At 69.5% G+C, this 21,688-nt stretch carries 24 protein-coding genes; 3 read left to right on the forward strand and 21 right to left on the reverse strand.

Annotated elements, in window-relative coordinates:
• Window positions 1-135 precede the first annotated feature (135 nt).
• Window positions 136-642: a MarR family winged helix-turn-helix transcriptional regulator gene (locus JL108_RS13205; protein WP_205198705.1), complete on the forward strand. Its 507-nt coding sequence runs from the start codon at window positions 136-138 to the stop codon at window positions 640-642.
• A 132-nt stretch (window positions 643-774) separates the two neighbouring features.
• Here the strand turns inward: JL108_RS13205 and JL108_RS13210 are convergent, their stop codons facing one another.
• The gene (locus tag JL108_RS13210) at window positions 775-957 is read right to left on the reverse strand and encodes a hypothetical protein (RefSeq protein WP_205198706.1); all 183 of its coding nucleotides are present in this window, start codon (window positions 955-957) and stop codon (window positions 775-777) included.
• Between the two features lie 553 nt (window positions 958-1,510).
• Between JL108_RS13210 and JL108_RS13215 the strand changes: the two genes are divergently transcribed.
• The gene (locus tag JL108_RS13215) at window positions 1,511-2,287 is read left to right on the forward strand and encodes an SDR family NAD(P)-dependent oxidoreductase (RefSeq protein ID WP_205198758.1); all 777 of its coding nucleotides are present in this window, start codon (window positions 1,511-1,513) and stop codon (window positions 2,285-2,287) included.
• Window positions 2,288-2,315: 28 nt separating this feature from the next.
• Here the strand turns inward: JL108_RS13215 and JL108_RS13220 are convergent, their stop codons facing one another.
• Window positions 2,316-2,930, reverse strand: a complete 615-nt coding sequence (locus JL108_RS13220) for a trans-aconitate 2-methyltransferase (RefSeq protein ID WP_205198707.1) — start codon at window positions 2,928-2,930, stop codon at window positions 2,316-2,318.
• Between the two features lie 85 nt (window positions 2,931-3,015).
• On the opposite strand from JL108_RS13220, the gene JL108_RS13225 reads away from it, so the two are divergent.
• On the forward strand, window positions 3,016-3,594 hold the full coding sequence (locus JL108_RS13225) for a helix-turn-helix domain-containing protein (RefSeq protein ID WP_205198708.1): 579 nt from the start codon (window positions 3,016-3,018) through the stop codon (window positions 3,592-3,594).
• 6 nt (window positions 3,595-3,600) lie between these two features.
• On the opposite strand, the gene JL108_RS13230 is transcribed toward JL108_RS13225, so the two are convergent.
• The 19 genes from JL108_RS13230 to JL108_RS13320 all read right to left on the reverse strand — a co-directional run bounded on the left by JL108_RS13230 (window position 3,601) and on the right by JL108_RS13320 (window position 21,687).
• Window positions 3,601-4,071 carry a PPOX class F420-dependent oxidoreductase gene (locus tag JL108_RS13230; RefSeq protein ID WP_205198709.1) on the reverse strand — a complete coding sequence of 157 codons (471 nt, stop codon included), beginning with the start codon at window positions 4,069-4,071 and terminating at the stop codon, window positions 3,601-3,603.
• A 13-nt stretch (window positions 4,072-4,084) separates the two neighbouring features.
• The gene (locus tag JL108_RS13235; RefSeq protein ID WP_205198710.1) at window positions 4,085-4,498 is read right to left on the reverse strand and encodes a hypothetical protein; all 414 of its coding nucleotides are present in this window, start codon (window positions 4,496-4,498) and stop codon (window positions 4,085-4,087) included.
• A 157-nt stretch (window positions 4,499-4,655) separates the two neighbouring features.
• Window positions 4,656-5,246 (reverse strand): UdgX family uracil-DNA binding protein, encoded by a 591-nt coding sequence (locus JL108_RS13240; protein WP_205198711.1) that lies wholly within the window; start codon window positions 5,244-5,246, stop codon window positions 4,656-4,658.
• A 4-nt stretch (window positions 5,247-5,250) separates the two neighbouring features.
• Complete coding sequence (locus JL108_RS13245; protein WP_205198712.1) at window positions 5,251-6,135, reverse strand: PfkB family carbohydrate kinase; 885 nt, start codon at window positions 6,133-6,135, stop codon at window positions 5,251-5,253.
• A 15-nt stretch (window positions 6,136-6,150) separates the two neighbouring features.
• Complete coding sequence (locus tag JL108_RS13250; protein WP_205198713.1) at window positions 6,151-7,242, reverse strand: Vms1/Ankzf1 family peptidyl-tRNA hydrolase; 1,092 nt, start codon at window positions 7,240-7,242, stop codon at window positions 6,151-6,153.
• 66 nt (window positions 7,243-7,308) lie between these two features.
• Window positions 7,309-8,169 (reverse strand): SMP-30/gluconolactonase/LRE family protein, encoded by an 861-nt coding sequence (locus JL108_RS13255; RefSeq protein ID WP_205198714.1) that lies wholly within the window; start codon window positions 8,167-8,169, stop codon window positions 7,309-7,311.
• A complete protein-coding gene (locus JL108_RS13260; protein WP_205198715.1) occupies window positions 8,166-9,107 on the reverse strand; it encodes a sugar kinase in 942 nt (313 codons plus the stop codon). The genes JL108_RS13255 and JL108_RS13260 overlap by 4 nt, the downstream gene beginning before the upstream one ends.
• Window positions 9,104-9,736, reverse strand: a complete 633-nt coding sequence (locus JL108_RS13265) for a bifunctional 4-hydroxy-2-oxoglutarate aldolase/2-dehydro-3-deoxy-phosphogluconate aldolase (RefSeq protein WP_205198716.1) — start codon at window positions 9,734-9,736, stop codon at window positions 9,104-9,106. Before JL108_RS13265 ends, JL108_RS13260 begins: the two co-directional genes overlap by 4 nt.
• A 13-nt stretch (window positions 9,737-9,749) precedes the next feature.
• Complete coding sequence (gene dgoD / locus JL108_RS13270; RefSeq protein ID WP_205198717.1) at window positions 9,750-10,898, reverse strand: galactonate dehydratase; 1,149 nt, start codon at window positions 10,896-10,898, stop codon at window positions 9,750-9,752.
• Entirely contained in the window at window positions 10,895-11,611 is a 717-nt protein-coding gene (locus JL108_RS20505) for a FadR/GntR family transcriptional regulator (protein ID WP_205198718.1), read from the reverse strand. The genes dgoD and JL108_RS20505 overlap by 4 nt, the downstream gene beginning before the upstream one ends.
• Before the next feature lie 28 nt (window positions 11,612-11,639).
• Window positions 11,640-12,371: an SDR family NAD(P)-dependent oxidoreductase gene (locus JL108_RS13280; protein WP_205198719.1), complete on the reverse strand. Its 732-nt coding sequence runs from the start codon at window positions 12,369-12,371 to the stop codon at window positions 11,640-11,642.
• The gene (locus tag JL108_RS13285; protein ID WP_205198720.1) at window positions 12,368-13,597 is read right to left on the reverse strand and encodes a DUF4380 domain-containing protein; all 1,230 of its coding nucleotides are present in this window, start codon (window positions 13,595-13,597) and stop codon (window positions 12,368-12,370) included. The genes JL108_RS13280 and JL108_RS13285 overlap by 4 nt, the downstream gene beginning before the upstream one ends.
• Window positions 13,594-14,667, reverse strand: a complete 1,074-nt coding sequence (locus tag JL108_RS13290) for a zinc-binding dehydrogenase (protein ID WP_205198721.1) — start codon at window positions 14,665-14,667, stop codon at window positions 13,594-13,596. Before JL108_RS13290 ends, JL108_RS13285 begins: the two co-directional genes overlap by 4 nt.
• 18 nt (window positions 14,668-14,685) lie before the next feature.
• Window positions 14,686-15,687 (reverse strand): ABC transporter permease, encoded by a 1,002-nt coding sequence (locus JL108_RS13295; RefSeq protein WP_205198722.1) that lies wholly within the window; start codon window positions 15,685-15,687, stop codon window positions 14,686-14,688.
• Window positions 15,688-15,714: 27 nt separating this feature from the next.
• The gene (locus tag JL108_RS20510; protein ID WP_205198723.1) at window positions 15,715-17,220 is read right to left on the reverse strand and encodes a sugar ABC transporter ATP-binding protein; all 1,506 of its coding nucleotides are present in this window, start codon (window positions 17,218-17,220) and stop codon (window positions 15,715-15,717) included.
• Window positions 17,221-17,260: 40 nt separating this feature from the next.
• Window positions 17,261-18,244, reverse strand: coding sequence for a substrate-binding domain-containing protein (locus tag JL108_RS13305; protein ID WP_205198724.1), 984 nt, complete (start codon window positions 18,242-18,244; stop codon window positions 17,261-17,263).
• Window positions 18,245-18,481: 237 nt separating this feature from the next.
• Window positions 18,482-19,354: a type II secretion system F family protein gene (locus JL108_RS13310; RefSeq protein ID WP_205198725.1), complete on the reverse strand. Its 873-nt coding sequence runs from the start codon at window positions 19,352-19,354 to the stop codon at window positions 18,482-18,484.
• Window positions 19,355-19,363: 9 nt separating this feature from the next.
• Window positions 19,364-20,302, reverse strand: coding sequence for a type II secretion system F family protein (locus JL108_RS13315; RefSeq protein ID WP_205198726.1), 939 nt, complete (start codon window positions 20,300-20,302; stop codon window positions 19,364-19,366).
• A 2-nt stretch (window positions 20,303-20,304) separates the two neighbouring features.
• On the reverse strand, window positions 20,305-21,687 hold the full coding sequence (locus JL108_RS13320; protein WP_205198727.1) for a CpaF family protein: 1,383 nt from the start codon (window positions 21,685-21,687) through the stop codon (window positions 20,305-20,307).
• Between the last annotated feature and the right edge of the window lies 1 nt (window position 21,688).

The following is a 21,688-nucleotide window of genomic DNA, read 5'->3' on the forward strand; positions in this document are numbered from 1 at the left end:
TCTTTCGGAAGGCATCGCAGCGCCCCTCGGGGACGTGACTGCCATCACATGTATATCAGCATGCTGAAACATAGATCAGCGTGCTGATATTGTCAAGGTGCCGCTCGACCGCGGCCGAAACCGTATAGTGCGAGGGTGAGTGATGACACGATGTACCACGACGAGATGAGCGATGGGGAATTCAATACGCTCATGGACGGCATCTTTCGACTCGAGCGGTCGATCATGCGGATCGGGACCCTCCGCCTCACTCGCTGGGGCATGACCCTGTCCGCCTACACCGCGATGCGGGTCCTCGACGGCCAACGTGATCTCTCGCTCGCGCAGTTATCTCGCCGGTGCTATGTCCAACCCCAGACCATGACAAGAATCGTCTCCTCACTCACTGAACGCGGTTATGTCGCACGCAGTCGCAGCCCTCACAGCGAACGGGCCATCTCACTCCGTTTGACCGATGAGGGGATCGCAGCGCTCCGGGAGATGGATGCCGAGGTTCTCCAGATCAAGAACGCGTTCACCAGTGCCCTCACACTCAATGAAGTTGAACAACTCTCCGAACATCTGCGCGCAGCAGCCCGCGAGGTTGAAGGTGATCTTCGCGAAATCCGTCGAGCCTCGAAGGCACCCGACTCCTCCCAGTAGTCCTGAACCGCCCCAGGGTGTCCGAAGGGTGGGTTTGGTGACTCAGGCGTCGCTCACCGATCCGACCGAGGCGTTAACACCAGCTTCGATGATCGCTCGGTGAAGTCGACGTATTGGTCGTATTCAACCGGCTCACGCCCCGACATCGGCCTGGTGAACCAATCCCGCCAGGTCATCGAAACCCGCCCGTCTCCGGGTGCACTGGATCGCGCGATCCAGTGCATGCACGACCAGGTCAGTCGTCATCGGCGTGGCGGCCCGCCAGCCGACGATTCCCCGGCTGAAGACATCGAAGACGAACGCGACATAGGCCATACCTGACCAGGGCGAAGTGAGCGACCCACAATTGGTCGGTCATGACGCCCAGAACTGGCGGTGGACAAGGTCGGCCGGCCACTCGGTTCCGCCCGACGGGTGCGGCTTGAATTTCCGCTGTCGCGCCGTACCAATCCAGACTTACTGCCGATATAGCCGCTCGATCGCGCGCCACGCGCCCCTGCGGCCCTGACCGCGAAGATGCGCCGCATCCCCTGGCCCCGAAGCGTGCCAGTAGCTTCTGCCGGTCCCGCTCACTCTCGATCAACGCCAGGTCAGCAGCGCCTTGCATATCGGCTCGACCCCGAACCTCACTCCGGAGCGGAGAAGCCGCTCGCGCCGTACGAAGATCGGTGCTATCTCAGGAAGCACTCTAATCTTGTCGTACGTCTGTTCGAACAGTGCGGCCGACTCGGGTGGCACCGGTGCGCGTCTAAGCAGGCGCCCCCTTCCCTGGTGGACGCAAACTAAAGCACTGATCCAACTACCTCCACCCGACGTCCGTGCGAGACTGCCGGTGAACACTGACGTCATCACGGATTCGAGGCAACACATGGACATCGCGGGAGCATCGGCCATCGTCACCGGCGGCGCATCGGGTATCGGCGCGGCGGTCGCGCGGCAACTGCATGAGCGGGGCGCACTCGTCGTCGTGGCAGACCTGAACGAGGACGCGGGTCAGGCGCTCGCGCAGGAGATCGGCGGCGTGTTCATCCGCGTCGACGTCACCGACACCGAGCAGATCAAGACCGCGATCGCCGCCGCCGAGGAGCTCGCTCCCCTGCGCGTCCTCGTCAACTCCGCCGGCATCGGCTGGGCGCAGCGCACCATCGGTCGCGACGGCACCTACGAGTCCGCGCACGACCTCGACGCGTACAAGAAGGTCATCTCGATCAACCTCATCGGTACCTTCGACGCGATGCGCCTCGCCGCCACCGCCATCTCCCGCAACGAGCCGCTGGAGTCCGGCGAGCGCGGCGCGATCTGCAACCTCGCCTCCGTCGCCGCCTTCGACGGGCAGATCGGCCAGGCCGCCTACTCCTCCTCCAAGGGAGGCATCGTCGGCCTCACCCTCCCCGCCGCACGCGACCTCGCCGCCGCCGGCATCCGCGTCAACACCGTTGCCCCCGGCCTCATCGACACCCCCATCTACGGCGAGGGCGAGCAGGCCGAGGCGTTCAAGGCCAAGCTCGGCGAGTCCGTCAACTTCCCCAAGCGCCTCGGACACCCCGAGGAGCTCGCCAGCATGGTGCTCGAATGCGTCACCAACTCCTACATGAACGGCGAGACCGTCCGCGTCGACGGCGCCATCCGCATGCCTCCCAAGTGATCGCGCCCCCCGTAGGGTCTGACAACCGTCAGACCCTACGGGCGCGGACGACCACGTCGTTCAGCTCGGTCCGGCCGCGACCGGTCTCGACGACCCGAGTGGTCTCGTAACTCGCGTCGATCTCCCACCCGGAACCGCCGAACAACGCCGCGGCGCCGTCGACCGTGGCCGTCGCGTGCTCCGGATGGCCGTGACCGGTGTGGTCGTCATGGCCGTGACCGATGATCAACAGCGTGCCGCCAGGTGCCACCCACTCCCCGATCCAGCGATAGAAGTCCAGCTGGCCCGTCGCCGGATGGGCGTAGCTCGTCACCACCAGATCCCAGGTCCGCCCCGGCTCCCACGTGGCCAGATCCGCCTCGACCCACTCGACCGCTCCCTCCAGCCCTGACTCGCGAGCCCGAGCACCCGCCGTCGCGAGTGCCGATGCCGAGATGTCCGCGCCCGTCACCTGCCAGCCGCGCTGCGCCAGCCACAGCGCCTCTCCACCGTTGCCGCATCCAGCGTCCAGCGCCGACCCGACCGTCAGCCCGGCAGTCTCGGTCGCCACATACGGGTTGGCCGACATCCGGCCAACACCGACCGCGGCACCGCCGGCATTCCAATGCCTCTCCCAGTACTCCTGGTCGAATTCGTGTGTCATCTCGTTCTCGTCATGTATCACGGAACCAGCGTCACGCCCGCCGAACACACTGGCAATTATCTTTGCCGAATGGAAAACTGACGTCATGAGCGATCCCATCGACGAGACCATGGACGCCGTCGGCCCCCGCCTGAAACACCTGCGACTCCGCCGCGATGTCACGCTCAACCAACTGTCGGACGCGACCGGCATCTCCATCAGCACCCTGTCGCGCCTCGAAGCCGGACTGCGCCGCCCCACCCTCGAACAGCTACTGCCGCTCGCGCGCTACCACGGCGTCACCCTCGACTCCCTCGTCGACGCCCCACGCACGGCCGACCCCCGCGTGGACCTACGCCCCATCGCCAACAGCGACGGATCGACGATCATCCCCCTCACCCGCAGGCCCGGCGGAATCCAGGCCTACAAGTTCGTCATCCCCGCCGGCGTCGACGACGCGGTCCCCGACCTCCACTCACACGAGGGCTACGACTGGGCCTACGTGCTCAACGGCACTCTGCGACTCATCCTCGGCGACCAGGACCTGCGCCTCTCCCCCGGCGAGGCCGCCGAATTCGACACCCGCACACCCCACTGGTTCGGTGCCACCAGCGCGGGGCCCGTCGAATTCCTCAGTCTCATCGGGCGTCAGGGCGAACGCACCCACATCCGCGCCAGCGGGTGAGCCCCGTCAGGCAAGGCGGGGCGGGAAGCCGCCCGTGGCGACCGGACCCCAACGCTCCGGCGTGATGCGCAGCAGCGACTTGCCCTGGTCGATCATCGCCTGACGGTACTCGTCCCAGTCCGAATGCTCCCCCGAGATGTTCCGGAAATACTCGACGAAGGCGTCCAGCGCCTCATCGCCGTCGACGGCATCGAGCACCTCGCAGGTGCCGTCCACCTGCACCCACGCGTCATTCCAGTCATCGGAGAGCACCACGACACTGACTCCAGAACGCTCGCGGGCGTTGCGGGTCTTGTAGCGCTCGGGATAGGTCGCGATCACGAGCCGGCCGGAGTCGTCGACACCGCCGGTGACCGGAGACGCCTGCGGCGTGCCATCGGCGCGCTCGGTGATGAGGATCATCCGATGCCGGGGACGGACGAACTCGAGCAGTCCGTCGAGGTCGACCCGGGTGTTCGTCGCGATCGTCGGTGCCATGTCTGCTTTCCTTTCAGTCCGCGTGCTCGCGGCCCGCCGACCGTCGACGGAAAACGCCACCTGCCCACAATGCCCAGAGCACCAGCACCGGCTGGAAGAACAGCCGCGCCAGCCGCTTGCCGTCAGTGTCCAGGCCGAACGCGTCCGTGCCCTCGGCGTACTGGGCGATATTGCCCGGGAAGATCACCACGAAGAAGGCCGCCAGCAACCCGCCGACCAATCGCTTGCGACGTGGGGCGGCGATGAATGCCGCTCCCAGGCCGATCTCCACCACACCCGAGCCGAGCACCGTGAGGTCTTCGTCGACCGGGAACCAGTCCGGCACCTGTGCCTGGAACTCCTCACGCTGCGTCGTCAGATGCAACGTGCCCGCCGTGACCATGAACGCTCCCAGCAGCAGCCGGGCAGCGGTGCGAACAGCACTCATGGATCGAGCCTAAGTCGGGAATCGGGTGGCCGCCGGTGGAGCACGCACCGCCCGGCCGGAGCGGTGGGTGAGCGTCCCTTCTGACGATCCCAACGGACGCTGACACACCGGCCGGAGCTGAGAACGGACGCATACTCACCGCCTGGGAAGGGGGCGTTCAGAGGGCGGAGGCCGCCAGGCGCAGGTCGGCGACCAGATGCTCCAGCTCGGCGTCGTAGTCGCCCTTGTCGCGCAGCCGCAGCAACGACGACGGATGGGTCGTGATGACGACGGCACCGCCTGCCTCACCGACATCCTCGATGAGCCCGCCACGCTCCTCACCGATGCGCACGGGACGACCGAGGAGGGCACGGCCCGCCGTGGCCCCGAGGCACACGACCACCCGCGGCCGCACGATCGCGACCTCGGCCTCCAGCCACGGATGGCACGCCTCGATGTGCTCGACGGCCGGCTTGCGATGGATCCGCCGCTTGCCGCGCCGCTCGAAGCGGAAGTGCTTCACGGCATTGCTGAGATAGACATCGGACCGTTCGATACCCGCCGCCCGCAGGGCCGCATCCAGCACACGACCGGCCGGTCCGACGAACGGTTCGCCCTCCACGTCCTCGCGATCCCCGGGCTGCTCCCCGACCAGCATCATCCGCGCCCGGGTGTTCCCCACCGACGTCACCGCCTGCGTCGCCTCGCGATACAGCTCGCACCGGCGGCACCGGGCGATCTCCTCGCGCAACTCGCTCAGCTTCGTCATGACGCTAGGAACATAAGCCGGTGAGATCAGGACGGCCGCCCAGTCGCTGAACCGTCGCCGCGGCAGCCGCCGTCGCCAGCCGCCCGATGTCGACCGCCCCACCCCCTCGTCGCATGCCACGCACGAGCCCGGCGACGAAGGCATCGCCGGCTCCCGTTCGATCCACCACGGAGACATCGGCCAACGGCAGAAGGTGATCTCCTTGCGACCAGACCAGGAGATCACCGACGCCGGGAACGGCAAGGACCACCAGCCCGGGCCCCTCGGCCACCAGCTGACGGCCGAGCGCGGCGGCCTTCTCGACCTCCTCGATCGGTTCGCCCCCGAGGATCGCCGCTTCCTCCCCATCGGCCCGCAGCACGTCGACCCCGGGAAGCAGCTCGTCGCGGCTCCGTCCCTCGACCACGCCATCGGCGACCACCGTCGCTCCCACCCGCTTGGCCGCGCGGACGGCTGCCAGCGCCGGCGCTGCGGGCTGCTGCAGCTGGATCGAGACCGTATCGGTCGCGCTGACCCCGGCGAGAGCGTCAACGACATCGGCCTCGGTCACCAGTGCGGTAGCCGGCCGCTGCTCGAACAACCGGCGGTCATCGGAGCCGTCGACCGTGGTGACCATCAAGGCGGTGCTCCCCCGTCGCGCGACGCCGCGGATCCCGACACCATCGGCGGCGAGCTGCTCCAGACACTCAGCTCCCACCTCGTCCTCACCTGCGACGCCGATCAGCTCGACCGTCTCGCCGAGCTGCGCGAGCCCGACCGCCTGGTTAGCGCCCTTCCCACCGAGCATCTCCCGGCGTTCCAGGACCGCGGCCGACGCATCGGGACCGGGATGCTCGGTGACCTGCAGCACGAGATCGCGGCAGATCTCGCCGATCACGACGACACCCATACGAACAGCTCCGGCTCAGGCCCACCGCAGCAGTGCGGCGACTCCGCCGTGGCTCATCGCGGACGAGAGCAGGGTCACCGACGCACCCGTGAGCGCTGCCGCGGCCACCAGCGCACGATCGGCCGGCAGCTCGGTCTCGGCCCGCGCAGCGGCCGGCAGCGGCACACCGTCGAGACGATCCGTCGCGATGGTCCGGCCCTCCAGTTCGGCGAGATCGAGCACGAGCCGGTCGACCCGCGACTGAGCCAGCGCGTCGGCCACATCATTCAGGCCCGTCGCGGCGCCCTCACCTCGTCCGAGCGCCTCGTCGAGCTGCGCGCCCACCTCGGCATCGTCTTCGCCCTCCAGATGGGTCATCGCCTCACGGATCTCGTTCCACAGCGCGATCTCGGAGGACCCCGCCGCACGGCCGCCGGACTCGATCTCGATGAGCGGCGCCACCGTGGCCTCGTCCTCCTCGCGCAGGGCACGGAGCACCTCCGCTCGCGCCCTCGTCTCTCCTGCGACCAGCGTCGCCCTGGTGCCGTGGCGACGCGCCAGACTGCGCGCCTCGTCGGCCACCAGCCGGGCATTGTGCACCCAGTTGTTCTCGGCAGTCCGCTGGTACTGCTTCTGCGCCCAGTCGCCCTCGGCGACCTTGGTGATGTAGAAGTCCTCCCCCTCGACGGAGGCCTCCTCATCCGCCGGGCCCGGGACCGCGCGATGGATCGAGAGATCGGCGCCGACGCGATCGGCCACCACCAGCAGGAAGGACCTGGCCGCATCCCCCGCGGCGATCCACCCCGCGAGCTGCGGCAACGGAGCGATATCGGCGACCTCCGGCCAGTGGGTATGACCGGGTTGCACGTCGTCGAACACGATCTCATCGGAGGTGGCGAGCACCGTGCGACGCACGTCCCCGGGCAGATGCGTGTTCTCCTGCACACGACGCCCGATCTCGGCGATGAGGTCCGAGGACAGCTCCGCGCTCTCCAGCTCGTGTGAGATCGTCGTCCACCGTGCCTCGAGCTGAGACATGGCATCCTCGCTGTCACGGCCGACCTCGGTGTAGACGGTCACGAAGGGTCCGTCGTGCTCGAAGACCGGCTTGACGGTGTCCAATCGCATGGGCGACTCCTCTCGTCTCGGTGGTGTCCCGGACGTACCCCGTCGCCCCGCGCGGCAAACGCCGGCTCAGCCGAAGGAGGCCGCGGCGATCCCCTGGACCTCGGTCGTCGCCGTGATCGTGCAGCCGTCGAGCCCACCAGGATCGTCCAACCCGTGGGTCGCGGAGGTCACCAGAATCCGCCCGGGGCCCGTCGCGCTCAACGCGATGCTGGTCGGCTGCCGTACCGGCACCTCGACCACCTCGCGCAGTGCCCCATCGGGCCCGAATCGTCGCAGCTGAGCGGCACCCCAGATCGCCGACCACACATATCCGTCGGCATCCACGACCATCCCATCCGGCCCGCCATCCTCCACGTGGGCGAAGGCGTGTGCCGGACTGAGATCACCGGTCACCGGATCGACATCGTAGGCGCGGATCCAGCCCGTCGGGGTGTCCGCCAGGAACAGCCGCGACCCGTCGGCCGTGACCGCCGGACCGTTCGGGATCGTCAGCCCGTCGAGCACCCGATGCACGGACCCGTCGGGATCGACTCGCAGGAGGAACCCCGTGCCCGGCTCACCGCCATAGGGCATCGCACCGGCCCAGAACCGACCACGCGCGTCCGCGACGCCGTCGTTCATCCGCATCGCGACCTCCGCCTCGGCAGCAGGACGCGCGAGCCAGGTCGGCTCTTCCTGACGCAGCACGGCGATACCCTCGCCCGCCGCGGCGATCCACCCGTCCGGATGCTCGGCCACCGCACCCAGGGGCACGTCCAGCGCGAGCTTCTCACGAGCCCCCGCCCCCGGCTCACCGCTGGTCGAGAACAACCGTCCGGCCAGCAGATCGACGAAGACGAACCGCCCCGAGGAGAGCCAGCGCGCACCCTCGCCGAGCTCGCAGCGACGATCATCCACGGGCTGCCAGGGACCTGCGACGGCGCTCATCGGATCGCCGCCCCCTCACCGACACCGATCAGGTCGAGCTCATCGCGGGTGGGCAGCCCCTCCCAGTCACCGGCGCTGGCCACCGCGAAGGCACCCAGGGCGGTGCCTCGCCGCAGCCGCTCACCGACATCGGCATCGTCGAGCACAGCCGACAGGTAGCCAGCGCTGAAGGCATCGCCCGCACCGATCGAGTCGACGACCCGGACCCGGTGCGCCGCCACCGACTCCTCACCAGCCTCGGTGATCGCCGTAGCCCCCTCCGCACCGTGCTTGATCACCACATCGCGTGCCCCGGCAGCGACGAGCGCGCGGGCATCGGAGCCCAGCAGTTCCAGCTCGTCCGGAGAAGCGATGACGATATCGGCGTACCCGGCCAGCTCCCGCAGGACCGGCGTCGCCTCCTCACGCGACCACAGTCGCGAACGGAAGTTGACGTCCAGGCTGACGACTGCGCCGCCCTCCCGCGCCCGCCGCACCAACAGCGCCAGCGCGTCGCGCGTCGTCGCCGACAACGCCGCCGTCACCCCCGTCACGTGCACGAGCCGAGGTGTCAGGGCCAGTGCGGCATCCACATCCGCGACCCGCCACCGCGAGCCCGCCGACCCCGCACGGTGGTACTCGACGCGTGTGACATCGGGCAGCCGCTGCTCGAAGATCAACAGTCCCGTCGCTGCCGCGTCGTCGCGCACCACCGTGCTCGTGTCGACGCCCTCGGCTGCCAGCGTCCGTAGGATCAGCTCCCCGGACTCGTCGGCTCCGACCCGGCCCGACCACGTCACCCGGTGACCGAGCCGCGCCATCGCGATCGCCACATTGCTCTCCGCTCCGGCGATCGAGACACTCGCCCGGCCACCGAGACGAAGCAGCTGGTCGCACCGGATCGCGGTCATCGTCTCACCGGCCGTCAGCACCTCCACGCCGGCGGTCGTCCCGGTCATCGGGCGACCTGGTCCAGGAAGTCGCGGGCGCGTCCCCGCAACTCCTCCAGGTCACCGCCATCGGGCGCGTCACCGCACAACGGGCTCGCGACGCCGACCGCCACCGCACCGTTCGCCAGATACTCCGGGACCTCCCGGGCCCCCACACCGCCCACGGGAACGAAGGGCACGTCGGGGAACGGTGCCCGCAGATCCTTCAGATAGCGGGGTCCGGCGACATTCGCGGGGAAGATCTTGACGGCATCCACGCCCAACCCGATGGCCGTCACCACCTCGGTCGGCGTCAGCGCACCGCACACGACCGGGACACCCAACCCCACCGAGTACGCGACCGACGGCGCCACGGCGGGCGTCACGATATAGGTCGCACCGTGCTCCAGGGCCGTATCCGCCTGCTCGGCGGTAAGCACCGTGCCCGCTCCGAGCTCGATATCGTCGCCGACGGCCGCCCGCACCTCGCGCAGCACCCGCAACGCATCGGCACTCGTCAACGACACCTCGAACAGCCGCACGCCCTCCTCGGCCAGGGCCAAGGCCGTCGCGATGCTCGCGTCCGGGTCGGTGCCCCGGATGATCCCCAGCAGACGGTGCTCGGCCAGTCTCTCGACGAAGCCCTCGCGCTCGCTCATTCCTCGCGTCCTCTCACCACTCGGCGAATGATCCGTCCGGGTGCTCCCACACCGGACCCTTCCAGTCGTGTCCGTGCGCATCGGCGGCTCGCACCGCGGCCTCGTCCACCTCGATGCCGAGGCCCGGCGCCTCCCAGCGCTCGATCGAACCGCCGGGGAAGGCGAACGGCTTCCTATCGACGACGTAGTCGAGCAGCTCGGCCGACCCGTCGTTGTAGTGGATGCCAATCGACTGCTCCTGCAGGAGGAAGTTGGGGGTCGCGAAGGCGACCTGCAGGCTCGATGCCAGAGCCACCGGCCCGAGCGGACAGTGCGGGGCCAGCAGCGCGCCATAGGTCTCAGCGAGCGCGGCGATCCGCCGGACCTCCGAGATCCCCCCGGCATGCGAGAGATCCGGCTGCGCCACGGCCACCCCGGCGTCCAGGACCGTGCGGAAACTCGCCCGGTCGAACAGCCGCTCCCCCGTCGCGATCGGCACCACCGAGGACCGCACGATCTCCGGCAGGTGCATCGCCAGCTCCGGCAGCACGGGCTCCTCGACGAAGACCGGCGTGAACGGCTCGATCGCCTGCAACAGCCGACGCGCATCGGCGGGGCCGACCCGGCCGTGGAAGTCCACCGCCACATCGATGTCATCGCCCACGGCCGTGCGGACCTGCTCGACACGACCCGCGACCTCGCGCAGGCCCGCCGGGGTCGCGAGGCGATCCCAGCGACCGGTCGCGTTCATCTTGATCGCCGTCAGCCCGGCCTCGACCTGACCGCGCGCGGCCTCGGCGACCTCGCGTGGCTCGTCCCCGCCGATCCAGCCGTAGACCCGCACCCGATCGCGGACCGCGCCGCCCAGCAGCGCATGCACGGGCACGCCCAGCGACTGACCGAGGATGTCCCAGAGGGCCTGGTCCAGACCCGCGACGGCGCTGGACAGGACCGGACCGCCTCGGTAGAAGCCGGCCTTGGTGAGGCGCTGCCAGTGGTGCTCGATGCGGCGGGGATCCTCCCCGATGAGCAGACCGGAGAGCTCCTCCACCGCCGTGCGGACCGTCGCGGCCCGTCCCTCGACGACCGGCTCGCCCCAGCCCACCAGACCGTCATCGGTCTCGACCCGGCAGAACACCCAGCGCGGCGGCACCGCGAAGGTCTCGATGCGCGTGATCTTCACGCGTCTCCCCCCTGCTCCTCGTCGAGCACGCGCACCACGTCCTCGACACTCTGTTCCAGCAGCGCGAGCGCTGCCGCCCGCGCCTCGGCGGCATCTCCCGCCTCGACCGCGTCGACCACCCTGCGGTGGCTCGGCAGCGGATCGCTCACGGCGTGGTCGTGCACCAGCTCATCGCGGATGTACAGCGCGGGCTCGACGAAGATCCGCATCTGCGCGAACAGTTCATTGTGCGTCGCATCGAGCAGCGCCTGATGGAACTGCAGATCGGCATCCGCGGCATCGCGCGGCAGCTTGTCGCGTGCGGCATCCATCGCCGCGAGGGCATCGCGCAACGCCTGAAGGTCGCGCTCGTCCCGGCGCTGGGCGGCAAGCGCGGCCGCCTCGGGCTCGATCGCCGTGCGCACCTCGGCGAGATCGCGCAAGACCGCGGCGGCGTCACCGGACTGCTGACGCCAGCGGATGACATCGCTGTCGAGCACATTCCACTCGCTACGCGGCCGCACGAACGTGCCGCGCTTCTGTCGCGCGTCCAGCAGTCCCTTGGCGGTCAGCACCTTGATCGCCTCGCGCAGCGCCGTGAGCGACACGTCGAACTCCGCGCCGATCGCGGCGAGATCGAGGACCTCGCCGGGGCCGAGGGACCCGTCGACGATCCGCGCGCCGAGCACCTCGACGGTGCTGCCGTGCACTCCGCGTCCGCGGTATCCGCTCACATCTGCTCCTTCAGTCGGTATCGCATGGTCACGACGAGTTCTTGGTGATGCTCCAGCCGCCGTCGACCGTCACGGTCGAGCCGGTCACGAAGGCGGCCTCGTCGCCGAGCAGGAAGGCGATCACCCCGGCGACCTCCGACGGCTCGCCGATCCTGCCGATCACCGTCTCCGCCGCGCTGCGGCGAAGGTCGTCCTCGCTGAGCCGGTCCCACTGCGCCGTGCGGATCGGGCCCGGTACGACGCAGTTGACCCGCACCTCGCCGCCGTACTGCACCGCCAGTTGCCGGGTGAGCCCCGTCAGTCCGGCCTTGGTGGCCGCGTAGCCCGGGACATCCGGCAGGCCGAAGGCGGCGTGCACGGAGGACACGATGACGATCCGCCCGTCGCGGTGGCGTCGCAGCCCCGGAAGACAGGCCCGCACCCCGTGGAACGCTCCTGTGAGATTCACATCGAGCTGGCGCTGCCAGGACTCCGGGTCCATCTCGTGCAGAGGCGTCGGATCGGTGACGAGGGCATTGGAGACCAGGTCGTCGACCTCGCCGAGCTCGTCGCGCACCCGCTCGATGGTCGTCGCCCAGTCCTCAGCCGAGGCGACATCGCTGACATAGCCGCGGGCCGCCGCGCCGATCCGCTCCGCCGTCTGGGTGACGAGGGGGTCGCGATCCAGCAGGGCGACCTTCCATCCCGCCTCGGCGAGCCGGCGCGCGGTCGCCTCCCCGATACCTCGGGCGGCGCCGGTCACCACGACGGTGCGGCTCATCGGTCCCCCTCCGGCAGTCGTCCCGCGTCGACGCGTCGTCCGTCCTCGTGGCGGATCACGACCGCACGCCGGCCGAGCAGGGCCGCGGTGACGAGCACGTCGGTCACCTGGCCGGCAGCGATATCGCCGATCCGCTGGCCATCGTCGGCCACGCACAGCGTGCCGTTGACATAGGCGTGGAAGGCGACCGCGAAGCGGCCGTCGCCCTGTGCCGATGGTGCGCTCCAGTGTCCGGCGAGCGCCACGGACCTCACAGCCTTCTCGCCCTCGGCGGTCGCACACCGCACCGAGAGCTCGAGCTGTCCGCCCGGTTCGATCGTGCGCCGCGGGGAGAGCACCTCGACCTCGACGATGCGCGCCGGCGGTAGGAGATCGCCCAGGTGCGCGATGGGCTGCTCCAGCGGATGCTCCATCCACACCTCGACACGAGAACCGCCATCGGGATACTCGCCGTCCTCATCGACCGGCACCGCCTGGGTGGTGGTCGATCCGCCGGCCGCGTGGGCCAGCCATCCGGTAGCGGTCGGGAAGCCGAGCTTGCCGACGACATCCTGATGGGCGAGATGGACGATGCCCGGAGCGGCCACCTCAGCCGAGGGAGCGCCCGTGCCGACAGCCAGTTCGACGGTCCGCGGGTCATCGGGTGCCACCCCGACCCACACGCCGCCGCTGCCGGGCGCGTCGGCGGCGCGCTGGGTCACGTTCCAGAGCGACCAGCTCACCGGCCCGTCGGCCACATTGGTCCCTCGCAGCGTGAGCTGATAGGCCGACTCACCCGGTCGCAGCACGATCTCCCGTTGCAGACGCAGTCCGGAACGAGCATCATCGGCACTCGTCATCGTGAGGACGGCGGCACCGTCGGCTCTGGCATCGGTCGACCACGCGTACGGGCCGGAGTCGAGCACCGGGTCGGGCGGTCCCGCCCACTCGCCGGGCCCCGACCACCCCTGCGGGGCCGGCCAGGTCTTGTCGCCGCCGTAGTTCGACCACGCGCTCATCGGACCGTCGTGCGGTTCGATCCGGTGGCCGTCGCGGGGATGCAGGTCGTCATCGAGCAGATCCGCGTTGCGCCACAGGGTCTCGCGCCCGTGCAGCGCGACGCTCAGCAGGCGTCCCCCGGCCGCCGGCACGACGCCGAGCCGCAGGATGCCGTTGTCGAGCCAGACCACCTCCGGCCGACCGGCGGAGCGGTCGACCGAGACGGAGGGAAGCACTGCCGTGGTCACACGTCTCCGTCCGCCACGAAGACCACCTTGCCGTCGCTGGCCCCCGCCGCGAGGGCGAACGCGTCATCGGAGTCCTCCAGGGCGAAACGGTCGCTCACGATGGCCTCGGGACGCAGCCCCCAGGACACGAGATTCTCCGCCAGTTCCGTCATCGCCGGAAGCGACGTCACCCAGGAGGCGTGCAGCGTCAGCTGCTTGTGCAACAGGGTGTCCGATACCTCGGTCACCAGCTCCCCGCCCTCGCCGACCAGCGACACGTGCCCCCATTCGGCGGCCCCGTCGAGAGCCGACGAACGGCCGGGGGCGGTGCCCGAGGCGTCGATCGTGAAGGCGTATCCGCGGCCGCCGGTGAGGTCCATCGCGGCGGACAGCTCCTCGGGATGGAAGGTCGCGTCGAAGACCCCGAGCCCTTCGGCCCAGGACCGGCGCCCCGTGCTCGGCTCGAGGCCGACCACACGTCGAGCGCCCATGCCCCGGCCGAGCATGCCGGCCGCCAGACCGACCGGGCCGAGGCCGACCACGAGCAGATCCCCCTCGCCGCTGACCCGGGTACGCCGCAATCCCTCGTAGGCGGTGCCGAATCCGCAGGCGATCAGCGCACCGTCGACATACGAGAGCTCATCGGGCAGCGGCACGCAGGTCCGCTCCTCGGCCAGCACATAGGAGGCGTTGCCGCCGTCGCGCTGCCAGCCGTAGGCGGCGCGCGCCTCGGAGCTGCAAGAGATGTAGAACCCGCGACGGCAGTTGTCGCACAGGCCGCAGCCCGCGATGTGGTAGACGATCACGCGGTCGCCGACGCCGAAGCGCCGGACTCCGTCGCCCGCCGCGACGATGCGGCCCGACGGCTCGTGCCCGCTGACGACGCCGCGATACGCGGGTCCGTCCACCCCCTTGTGGGTCTTGTAGCCGCGGTAGATGTAGCCGATATCGCTGCCGCAGATGCCTGAGGCTCCGACCTGCACGAGCACCTGGCCCGGGCCGGGCGTGGGGACGGGGACCTCGCGACGCTCGGTGCTCGACGTGCCCGGCAGGTAGACCCCGGTCATCGTGCTCGGAATCGTGGTGGTCATGGGACGATCCTCTCCTTCTCAGCTCGTTCGCGTGGCGGTGCCCCGGCGACCGGCCCACACATTGATCAGCACCGCGCCGACGATGATCACGCCGCGGATGACGTCCTGCAGGAACGAGTCGACACCGAGCAGGACGAGCCCGTTGCCGATCACGGTGATGAAGATGACGCCGAGCAGGGTGCCCAGCAGCGATCCGCGGCCACCCGCGAGGGCCGTGCCGCCGATCACCACGGCGGCGATGACATCGAACTCCAGACCGCTGGCCGCGCTTCCCGAGCCGGCGCCGAGACGGGCCGCGAGCAGGATGCCGGTGATGGCCGACAGCAGGCCGGTGGTGGCGAAGAGGATGACGCGGACCCGCGTGAGGCTGATACCGGCGAGCATCGCCGCCGATGCGTTGCCGCCGATGGCGTAGACCGCGCGTCCGTAGGCGGTGTACTTGGCGATGTAGACGAAGACGCCGAAGAGCAGGAGCATGACGATCGCCGCCGTGGGCACGCCCAGGATCGAGCCGCCCAGCAGATCCAGCAGATCGCTCTGCGGGAGCACAACCGGGAGCGCGCTCGTCAGGTAGAGGCCCAGACCGCCGAGCACGCTCCACAGACCGAGTGTCGTGATGAACGATGGCACCCCGAACTGGGCACGCAGCCAGCCGGCGATTGCACCCCAGGCGATCCCCGCCAGGAGGGTCAGCACGATCGCCCCGACGACTCCGAGCCCCCAGTCGGCGCTGCCCATCGCGACCAGGACGGACGCGAAGGCGACCGCTGGGCCGATGCTGATGTCGATCTCACCGGCGATGATGACCAGCGTGACGCCCCACGCGGCGATCCCGATCGTGGCGGCATCGCGCAGGATGCCGAGCTGGTTGCCGGTGTTGAGGAAGCCCGCGGCGGTGAGGCCGAGGACGACGTAGAGCACGGCGATCGCGACGACGAGGCCGATCTCGTTGAGGCGCGTGCCCTGCAGCCAGGATCCGCGGTCGCGGGCCGGGGCGGCCGATGCGGTGGTGGTAGTCATGTCTGCTCTCTCGTTCTGCTGAGGGGGTCAGTCGGTGGTCATGGCGGCCGCGACGACCGCGTCGGTCGTGATCTCGTCGCCGGTCAGCTCGCCGGCGACGCGCCCGTGGCGCATGACGACGACGCGATCGCAGACGAGGGGAAGCTCCTCGAGCTCGCCGGAGACGAAGACGACGGCGGCGCCCTCGTCGGCCAGCTGCCGGATGAGGCGGTAGATCTCGTCCTTGGCCTGGACGTCGACGCCACGGGTCGGTTCGTCGAGCAGCAGCACCCGGCTCCCGGCATGCAGCCAGCGCCCGATCACGGCCTTCTGCTGGTTGCCGCCGCTGAGGTTGACGATGGGCGTGGACGGACGCGCCGTGGAGATCGACAGCCGGTCGATGAGGCCGCGGGCGGCCTGGCGCAGCCGGTTCCAGCTGATCGTCGGTCCGGAACTGACCTGACCGTAGTCGGCGAGGACGAGATTCTCGTCGACGCCGAGCAGCGGGACGATCGCGCTGCTCTTGCGGTCCTCGGGGGTCATGCCGATCCCGAGCCGCTTCATCCCGCGGGCCGTCACGGACCCGACGCGACGTCCGGCGACGTGGACCTCGCCCGCGCCGATCGGGTCGAATCCGGCGACGGCGCGCAGGGTCTCGCTGCGCCCGGAGCCCATGAGCCCGGCGAGTCCGAGGACCTCGCCCGCATAGACATCGAAGCCGACGTCCTCGACCTTCGGAGCGACGACGAGATCGCGCACGCTCAGCAGCGGTTCGGCGGTCCGGTCGACGGGGCGCAGATCGGGGCGTCGCTGCTCCTGGGCCGCGTCGCCCAGCATGAGCTCGACCACCCGCGCCGTCGAGACATCCTCGAGGTCCACGGTCTCGACCACGCGGCCGTCGCGCATGACCGTCGCGCTGGTGGCCACCTGACGGATCTCGTCCAGCCGATGGCTGACGTAGATCACGGCGACACCGGTCTCGGCGATGCGGCGCACCGTGCGCAGCACGACGGCGACCTCGCCAGCAGCCAGCGCGCTGGTGGGCTCGTCGAGGATGAGCAGGCGCGGCGAGCGTCGCACGGCCCGGCAGATCTCGACGAGCTGCTGCTCGGCGATCGAGAGCTGGCCGACGGTGGTGTGCACGTCGATCGCGAGGCCGAGCTCGTGGAGCACCTCGCGGGCGGACCGCGCCATCTGCGCGTAGTCGACCCGTCCTCCGCTGCGCGGCCAGGCGCCGAGGAACATGTTCTCGGCGACCGTCAGCTGCGGGACGAGGCTCAGCTCCTGGTGCACGGTCTCCACGCCGAGCTCGGCGGCCCGGCGAACGCCTCCGTCGAGCTGCTCGCCGGCGATTCGCACCGCACCGGCATCCGGGGTCTCGACACCGGCGAGCAGGCGGATGAGGGTGGACTTGCCGGCGCCGTTGCGTCCGAGCAGGGCCCGCACCTCGCCGGTGTGGATCGTGACATCGGCATCGGTGAGCGCCTGCACGCCCGCGTAGTGCTTGGTGAGACCACGAACGTCCGCGACGATCGTGTCAGTCGTTGTGCTCACGGGTTCTTCCTCGGTCGTAGGGACGGACGGGGCGCGGCGATCACGGGATGCCGTCGGGGTGGGTGTCGATCCAGTCCGCTCCGGAGTCGGCGGTCGCGTACTCGTCGATCGGAGCGGGGATCACCAGCTCGTCGGGCTCGTCGCCGGCAAGGATCTGCAAGGCGGTCTCCGCCGCGAGCTCGCCGACCTTGATGCCGGAGATATCGGTGACGCCCTTGAGGATCGAGTTGTCATGGAGCATCTGCGCCGCCTGGGTGCTCATGTCGCCGCCGAAGACCACGACCTCGCCCTCCAGCCCGCGGGCGCCGATGGCCCGGACCGCGCCGATCATCTGCGACCCCGCCTCGCCGTAGAAGGCGTCGACATCCGGATGCGCGGTGAGGATCTGCTCGGCCCGCTCGACGGCGGCATCGAGGGTCAGTCCCTCCTGGTTGGCGACGATCTGCGCACCGGGCACGCGTTCGAGCAGCGCCGCCTCGAAGCCCTCACGGCGCTGGATGCAGACCTCGAACTGCTCGCAGTTGACGACCGCGACCTGCGGATCGTCGATGCCCTGCTCGATGAAGTAGTCGCCCATCTGGCGGCCCGACGCCGCCCCGAACTCCGTCGGATCGCCGAGGATGTAGCCCGAGACGTACTTCTCGGCGGCCTCGTCCTCGATGCAGGTGTTGTAGCAGATCACCGGCACGTCGTTCTCGTGCGCGAGGCGGATCGCGGGGATCGACGCCGTCGCCGAGGCCGGCGACAGGATAAGGGCATCGGCCTGGACCGAGGAGATCGTGTCGACGAAGGTGCTCTCGCGGGACGCATCGGACTGGATATTGGTGGCGATGAGCTGCGGGTCGCGATCGGCGCCGTCGAAGGTCGCCTCCAGGCCGCGCTGTACGCCCGCGTAGTAGCCCTCGGCATTGAGGTAGACCACGCCGACCCGTCCGTTCGCTCCCACCTGCTGCCCGCAGCCCGCCAGGACGGCCATCGCCAGCACCAGCAGGCCGGCAGCGGAGATCTTGATCGTTTCGCGCATGTGTCCTCTTGTGTCACGGGTGTCACCTTCGGACACCAGTGTGATGACGGACACGGCCCATGTCAAGATTAATTACTAATTAATGTTTTTATCGCGATCCGATGGGATCACAGCACCCCACGCGGTAGCGGTGCGTGAGCGTCCATCGGTGACGTCGAAACGGCCGCTGTCCCACCGGCGGGGACCGAGAACGGACGCCTACTCACCGCCCTGGCGCGGGTGGCGGGCTCGGTCGTGTCAGCGGGCGTAGGCGGAGACGACCGCGGGACCGAGGACGATGACGAAGAGCACCGGGAGCACACAGGTGATCAGCGGCAACAGGATCTTGACAGGCACCTTCTGCGCCTCGGCCTCGGCCCGCAGACGCCGCGAGATCCGCAGCTCCTTGGCTTGCGAGCGCACCACCGAGGCGATCGAGACGCCGTACTCCTCCGCCTGGACGATCGCACGGCAGAATCCCCGCAGCTCATCCACACTGGTCCGCTCCGCCATCGCGAGATACGCCTCACGCCGCGACAGTCCCAGGGCGATGTCCTGCACCAGCCGCAACACCTCATCGGCGAGGGGGCCGGTGTTACGCTCCGCCGCCCGGGCCAGAGCCGCCTCGAAGCCGACCCCGGCCTCGATCGAGATCACGATCTGATCGAGCAGATCGGGCAACTCCCGCTGGATCTCCTTCTGCCTCTTGGTGGCGAGGTTGTAGATCAGCAGATCGGGCAGGAAGTAGCCGAGCGGGATCATCGCCAGGCCGAAGAGCACCAGCGGTGTCGAACCGTCCGAGAGCATGAGGAGGAAGAACAGCGCTCCCAGCAGGAGCCCCACCGGCTTGGCGACGATGATCTTGTCCAGCGGCCACCCGTCGGGCCGCCCCGCGAGCACCAGGTTCCGTTCGATCCTCGCCAGCAGAGCCGGTGGCGTGAACCGTGCCAGCCACCCTCGCTCGATCCGATTCCCGGGCATCGTCAGCCGCTTGCCGCCCGTCGGCTCAGGCCGCGCCGCCAACTGCTGCGCCCGGCGCCGCGTCGCCTGGTCCGGCACCGTCAACAGGCCGAGGCCGAAGCAGAGGGCCACCAGAGCGGCCGTCAGCAGCACCACCGCGAGCATCACCATGGCGTTCCCCTAGAACTCGATCCGCACGACCGACCGCATCCACAGTCCGCCGAGCACGTACGCGGCCAAGCTCCCGAGCAGCAACAGCTTGCCGACCCAGGAGTCGACGAAGGTCGTCATCTGCTCCCCCGCCACCAGCGCGTAGTACCCGCCGATGCCGACGGGCAGCAGCATGAGGATCACCGCCGAGAGCCGCCCCTCTGCCGACAACGCCATGACCTGCATCCGCACGTGCTGGCGCTCCCGGATGGTCTCGGCCACCTGTTCGAGCAGCTCGTTGAGATTGCCGCCGGTCTCTCGCTGCGCCGCGATCGCGCCCGCCACCCAACGGAAGTCGACACACTCCATCCGCTCGGCGACCTCCTCCAGGGACACCACCAGATCGCGCCCGATCCGCGCCTCGTTGACCACCCGCGACAGCTCGCCGGCCATCGGCACGTCCACCTCGCGCGATACCGAGTCGAGCACCCGCGGCAGGCTGTGGCCGGCTCGCAGCGACGCGGCCATGAGCTGCAGTGTCTGCGGCAGCTGATCGGCGAATCGCCGCACCACCCGCCCGTGACGCCAGCGGACGTACGCCTTCGCCCCCACCGGGACGAGCACCGCCAGCAGCACGCCCATCCAGGCGCTGCCCAGCAGCACGAGGCCCACGGCGAACGCGGCCAGCGACCCGCAGCCGAGCACCACGAGGAAGGCGGACAGCTCCATGCCGACACCGGCGCGCCGCAGCTCCTCGGCCGAGAACAGCCCGCCGCCACGCCGCCGCACCACCTGATCGACCCTGCCCTCGACCGCCTCCGCCGTCCGGGTGAGGACCGACTTCTGCTCGATCACCGCGAATCGGGCGAGCCGCTCCTTGGCCACCCGCCGGGAGCCCCCGCCGTCCAGGGCGACGTACAGGCTCATGATCGAACCGGCGAACAACAGCACCGCCACCACGACGAGCATCGTCACCACCTACGCCGTTCCAGCATCTTGGACAGATCGAAGGTCACCCCGTGATCGGTGAAGCGTTCACTGAAATGCGGGCGGACACCGGTCGGGCGGGCCTCACCCAGGAACCGGCCGTGGGCGTCGACACCCGCGGAATAGTCGAAGGCGAACACATCCTGCAGCGTGACCACCTCACCCTCCATGCCGAGCACCTCGGTCACGGCCACCACCCGCCGGGAGCCGTCGCGCAGGCGCGCCACCTGGACGATCACATCGATCGCGGACGCCGCCTGCTCCCGGATCGCCCGTAACGGCAGGTCGAGGCCGGCCATCAGCACCAGTGTCTCCAGCCGGTTCATCGCGTCACGCGGGCTATTGGCGTGCAGCGTCGACATGGAGCCGTCGTGACCCGTGTTCATGGCGAGCAGCATGTCGAGCGCCTCCCCACCGCGGACCTCGCCGACGACGATGCGATCGGGACGCATGCGCAGCGAGTTGCGCACCAGATCGCGGATCGTCACCTGCCCACTGCCCTCGATATTGGGAGGCCGGCTCTCCAATCGCACCACATGCGGCTGCTGGAGGCTCAGCTCGACGGCATCCTCGATCGTCACGATCCGCTCATCGGACGGGATGAACGCCGACAGCACGTTCAGCAACGTGGTCTTGCCGGTTCCGGTGCCCCCGCTGACCAGCACATTGAGCTTGGCCGCCACACAGGCCTGCAGGAGCTCGGCCATCTGCGGGCTCACACTCCCGTAGGCGATGAGATTGGCGATCGTCAGCGGTGTCCGGGAGAACTTGCGGATCGTCAGCGACGAGCCGTCCACCGCGAGCGGCGGGATCACGGCGTTGACCCGCGAGCCGTCCTCCAGCCGGGCATCCACCAGCGGCGACGCCTCGTCCACCCGGCGCCCCACGCGTCCGACGATCCGCTCGATCACCCGGCGCAGATGCTCCTCACTGGAGAAGAGCGCCGAGGACTGCGTCAACCGGCCCTGCCGCTCCACATAGACCTGGTCGTAGCGGTTGACCATGATCTCGGTGACCGTCGGGTCCTCCAGCAGCCCTTCGAGAGGACCGAGGCCGATCGCATCGTTCTCGACATCGCGCACGAGCCGACGCCGCTCATCGGGCGAGAGCAGCTGCTGGTCGGCGTCGATGATCTCCGTGAGCGCCTCGCGGACCAGCGCCCGCAGCTCATCGGGGGTCAGCGACGAGTCGTTGACGCGGCTCCCGAGCCGCTCGAACAACCGCTCAGAGGTGCGCGACTTCACCTCATTGAAGGCATCGTTCGCGGCCCGCACGGTCGACTCGAGATCGGGCACGACCTCGGACTCCGCGGCTCGCCGCGCCGATTCGGCCTGGCGCACGGAGGCGAGCCGATCGCTGAGCGCCATG

The sequence above is a fragment of the Aeromicrobium sp. YIM 150415 genome (assembly GCF_016918125.1).
Taxonomy (GTDB): domain Bacteria; phylum Actinomycetota; class Actinomycetes; order Propionibacteriales; family Nocardioidaceae; genus Aeromicrobium; species Aeromicrobium piscarium.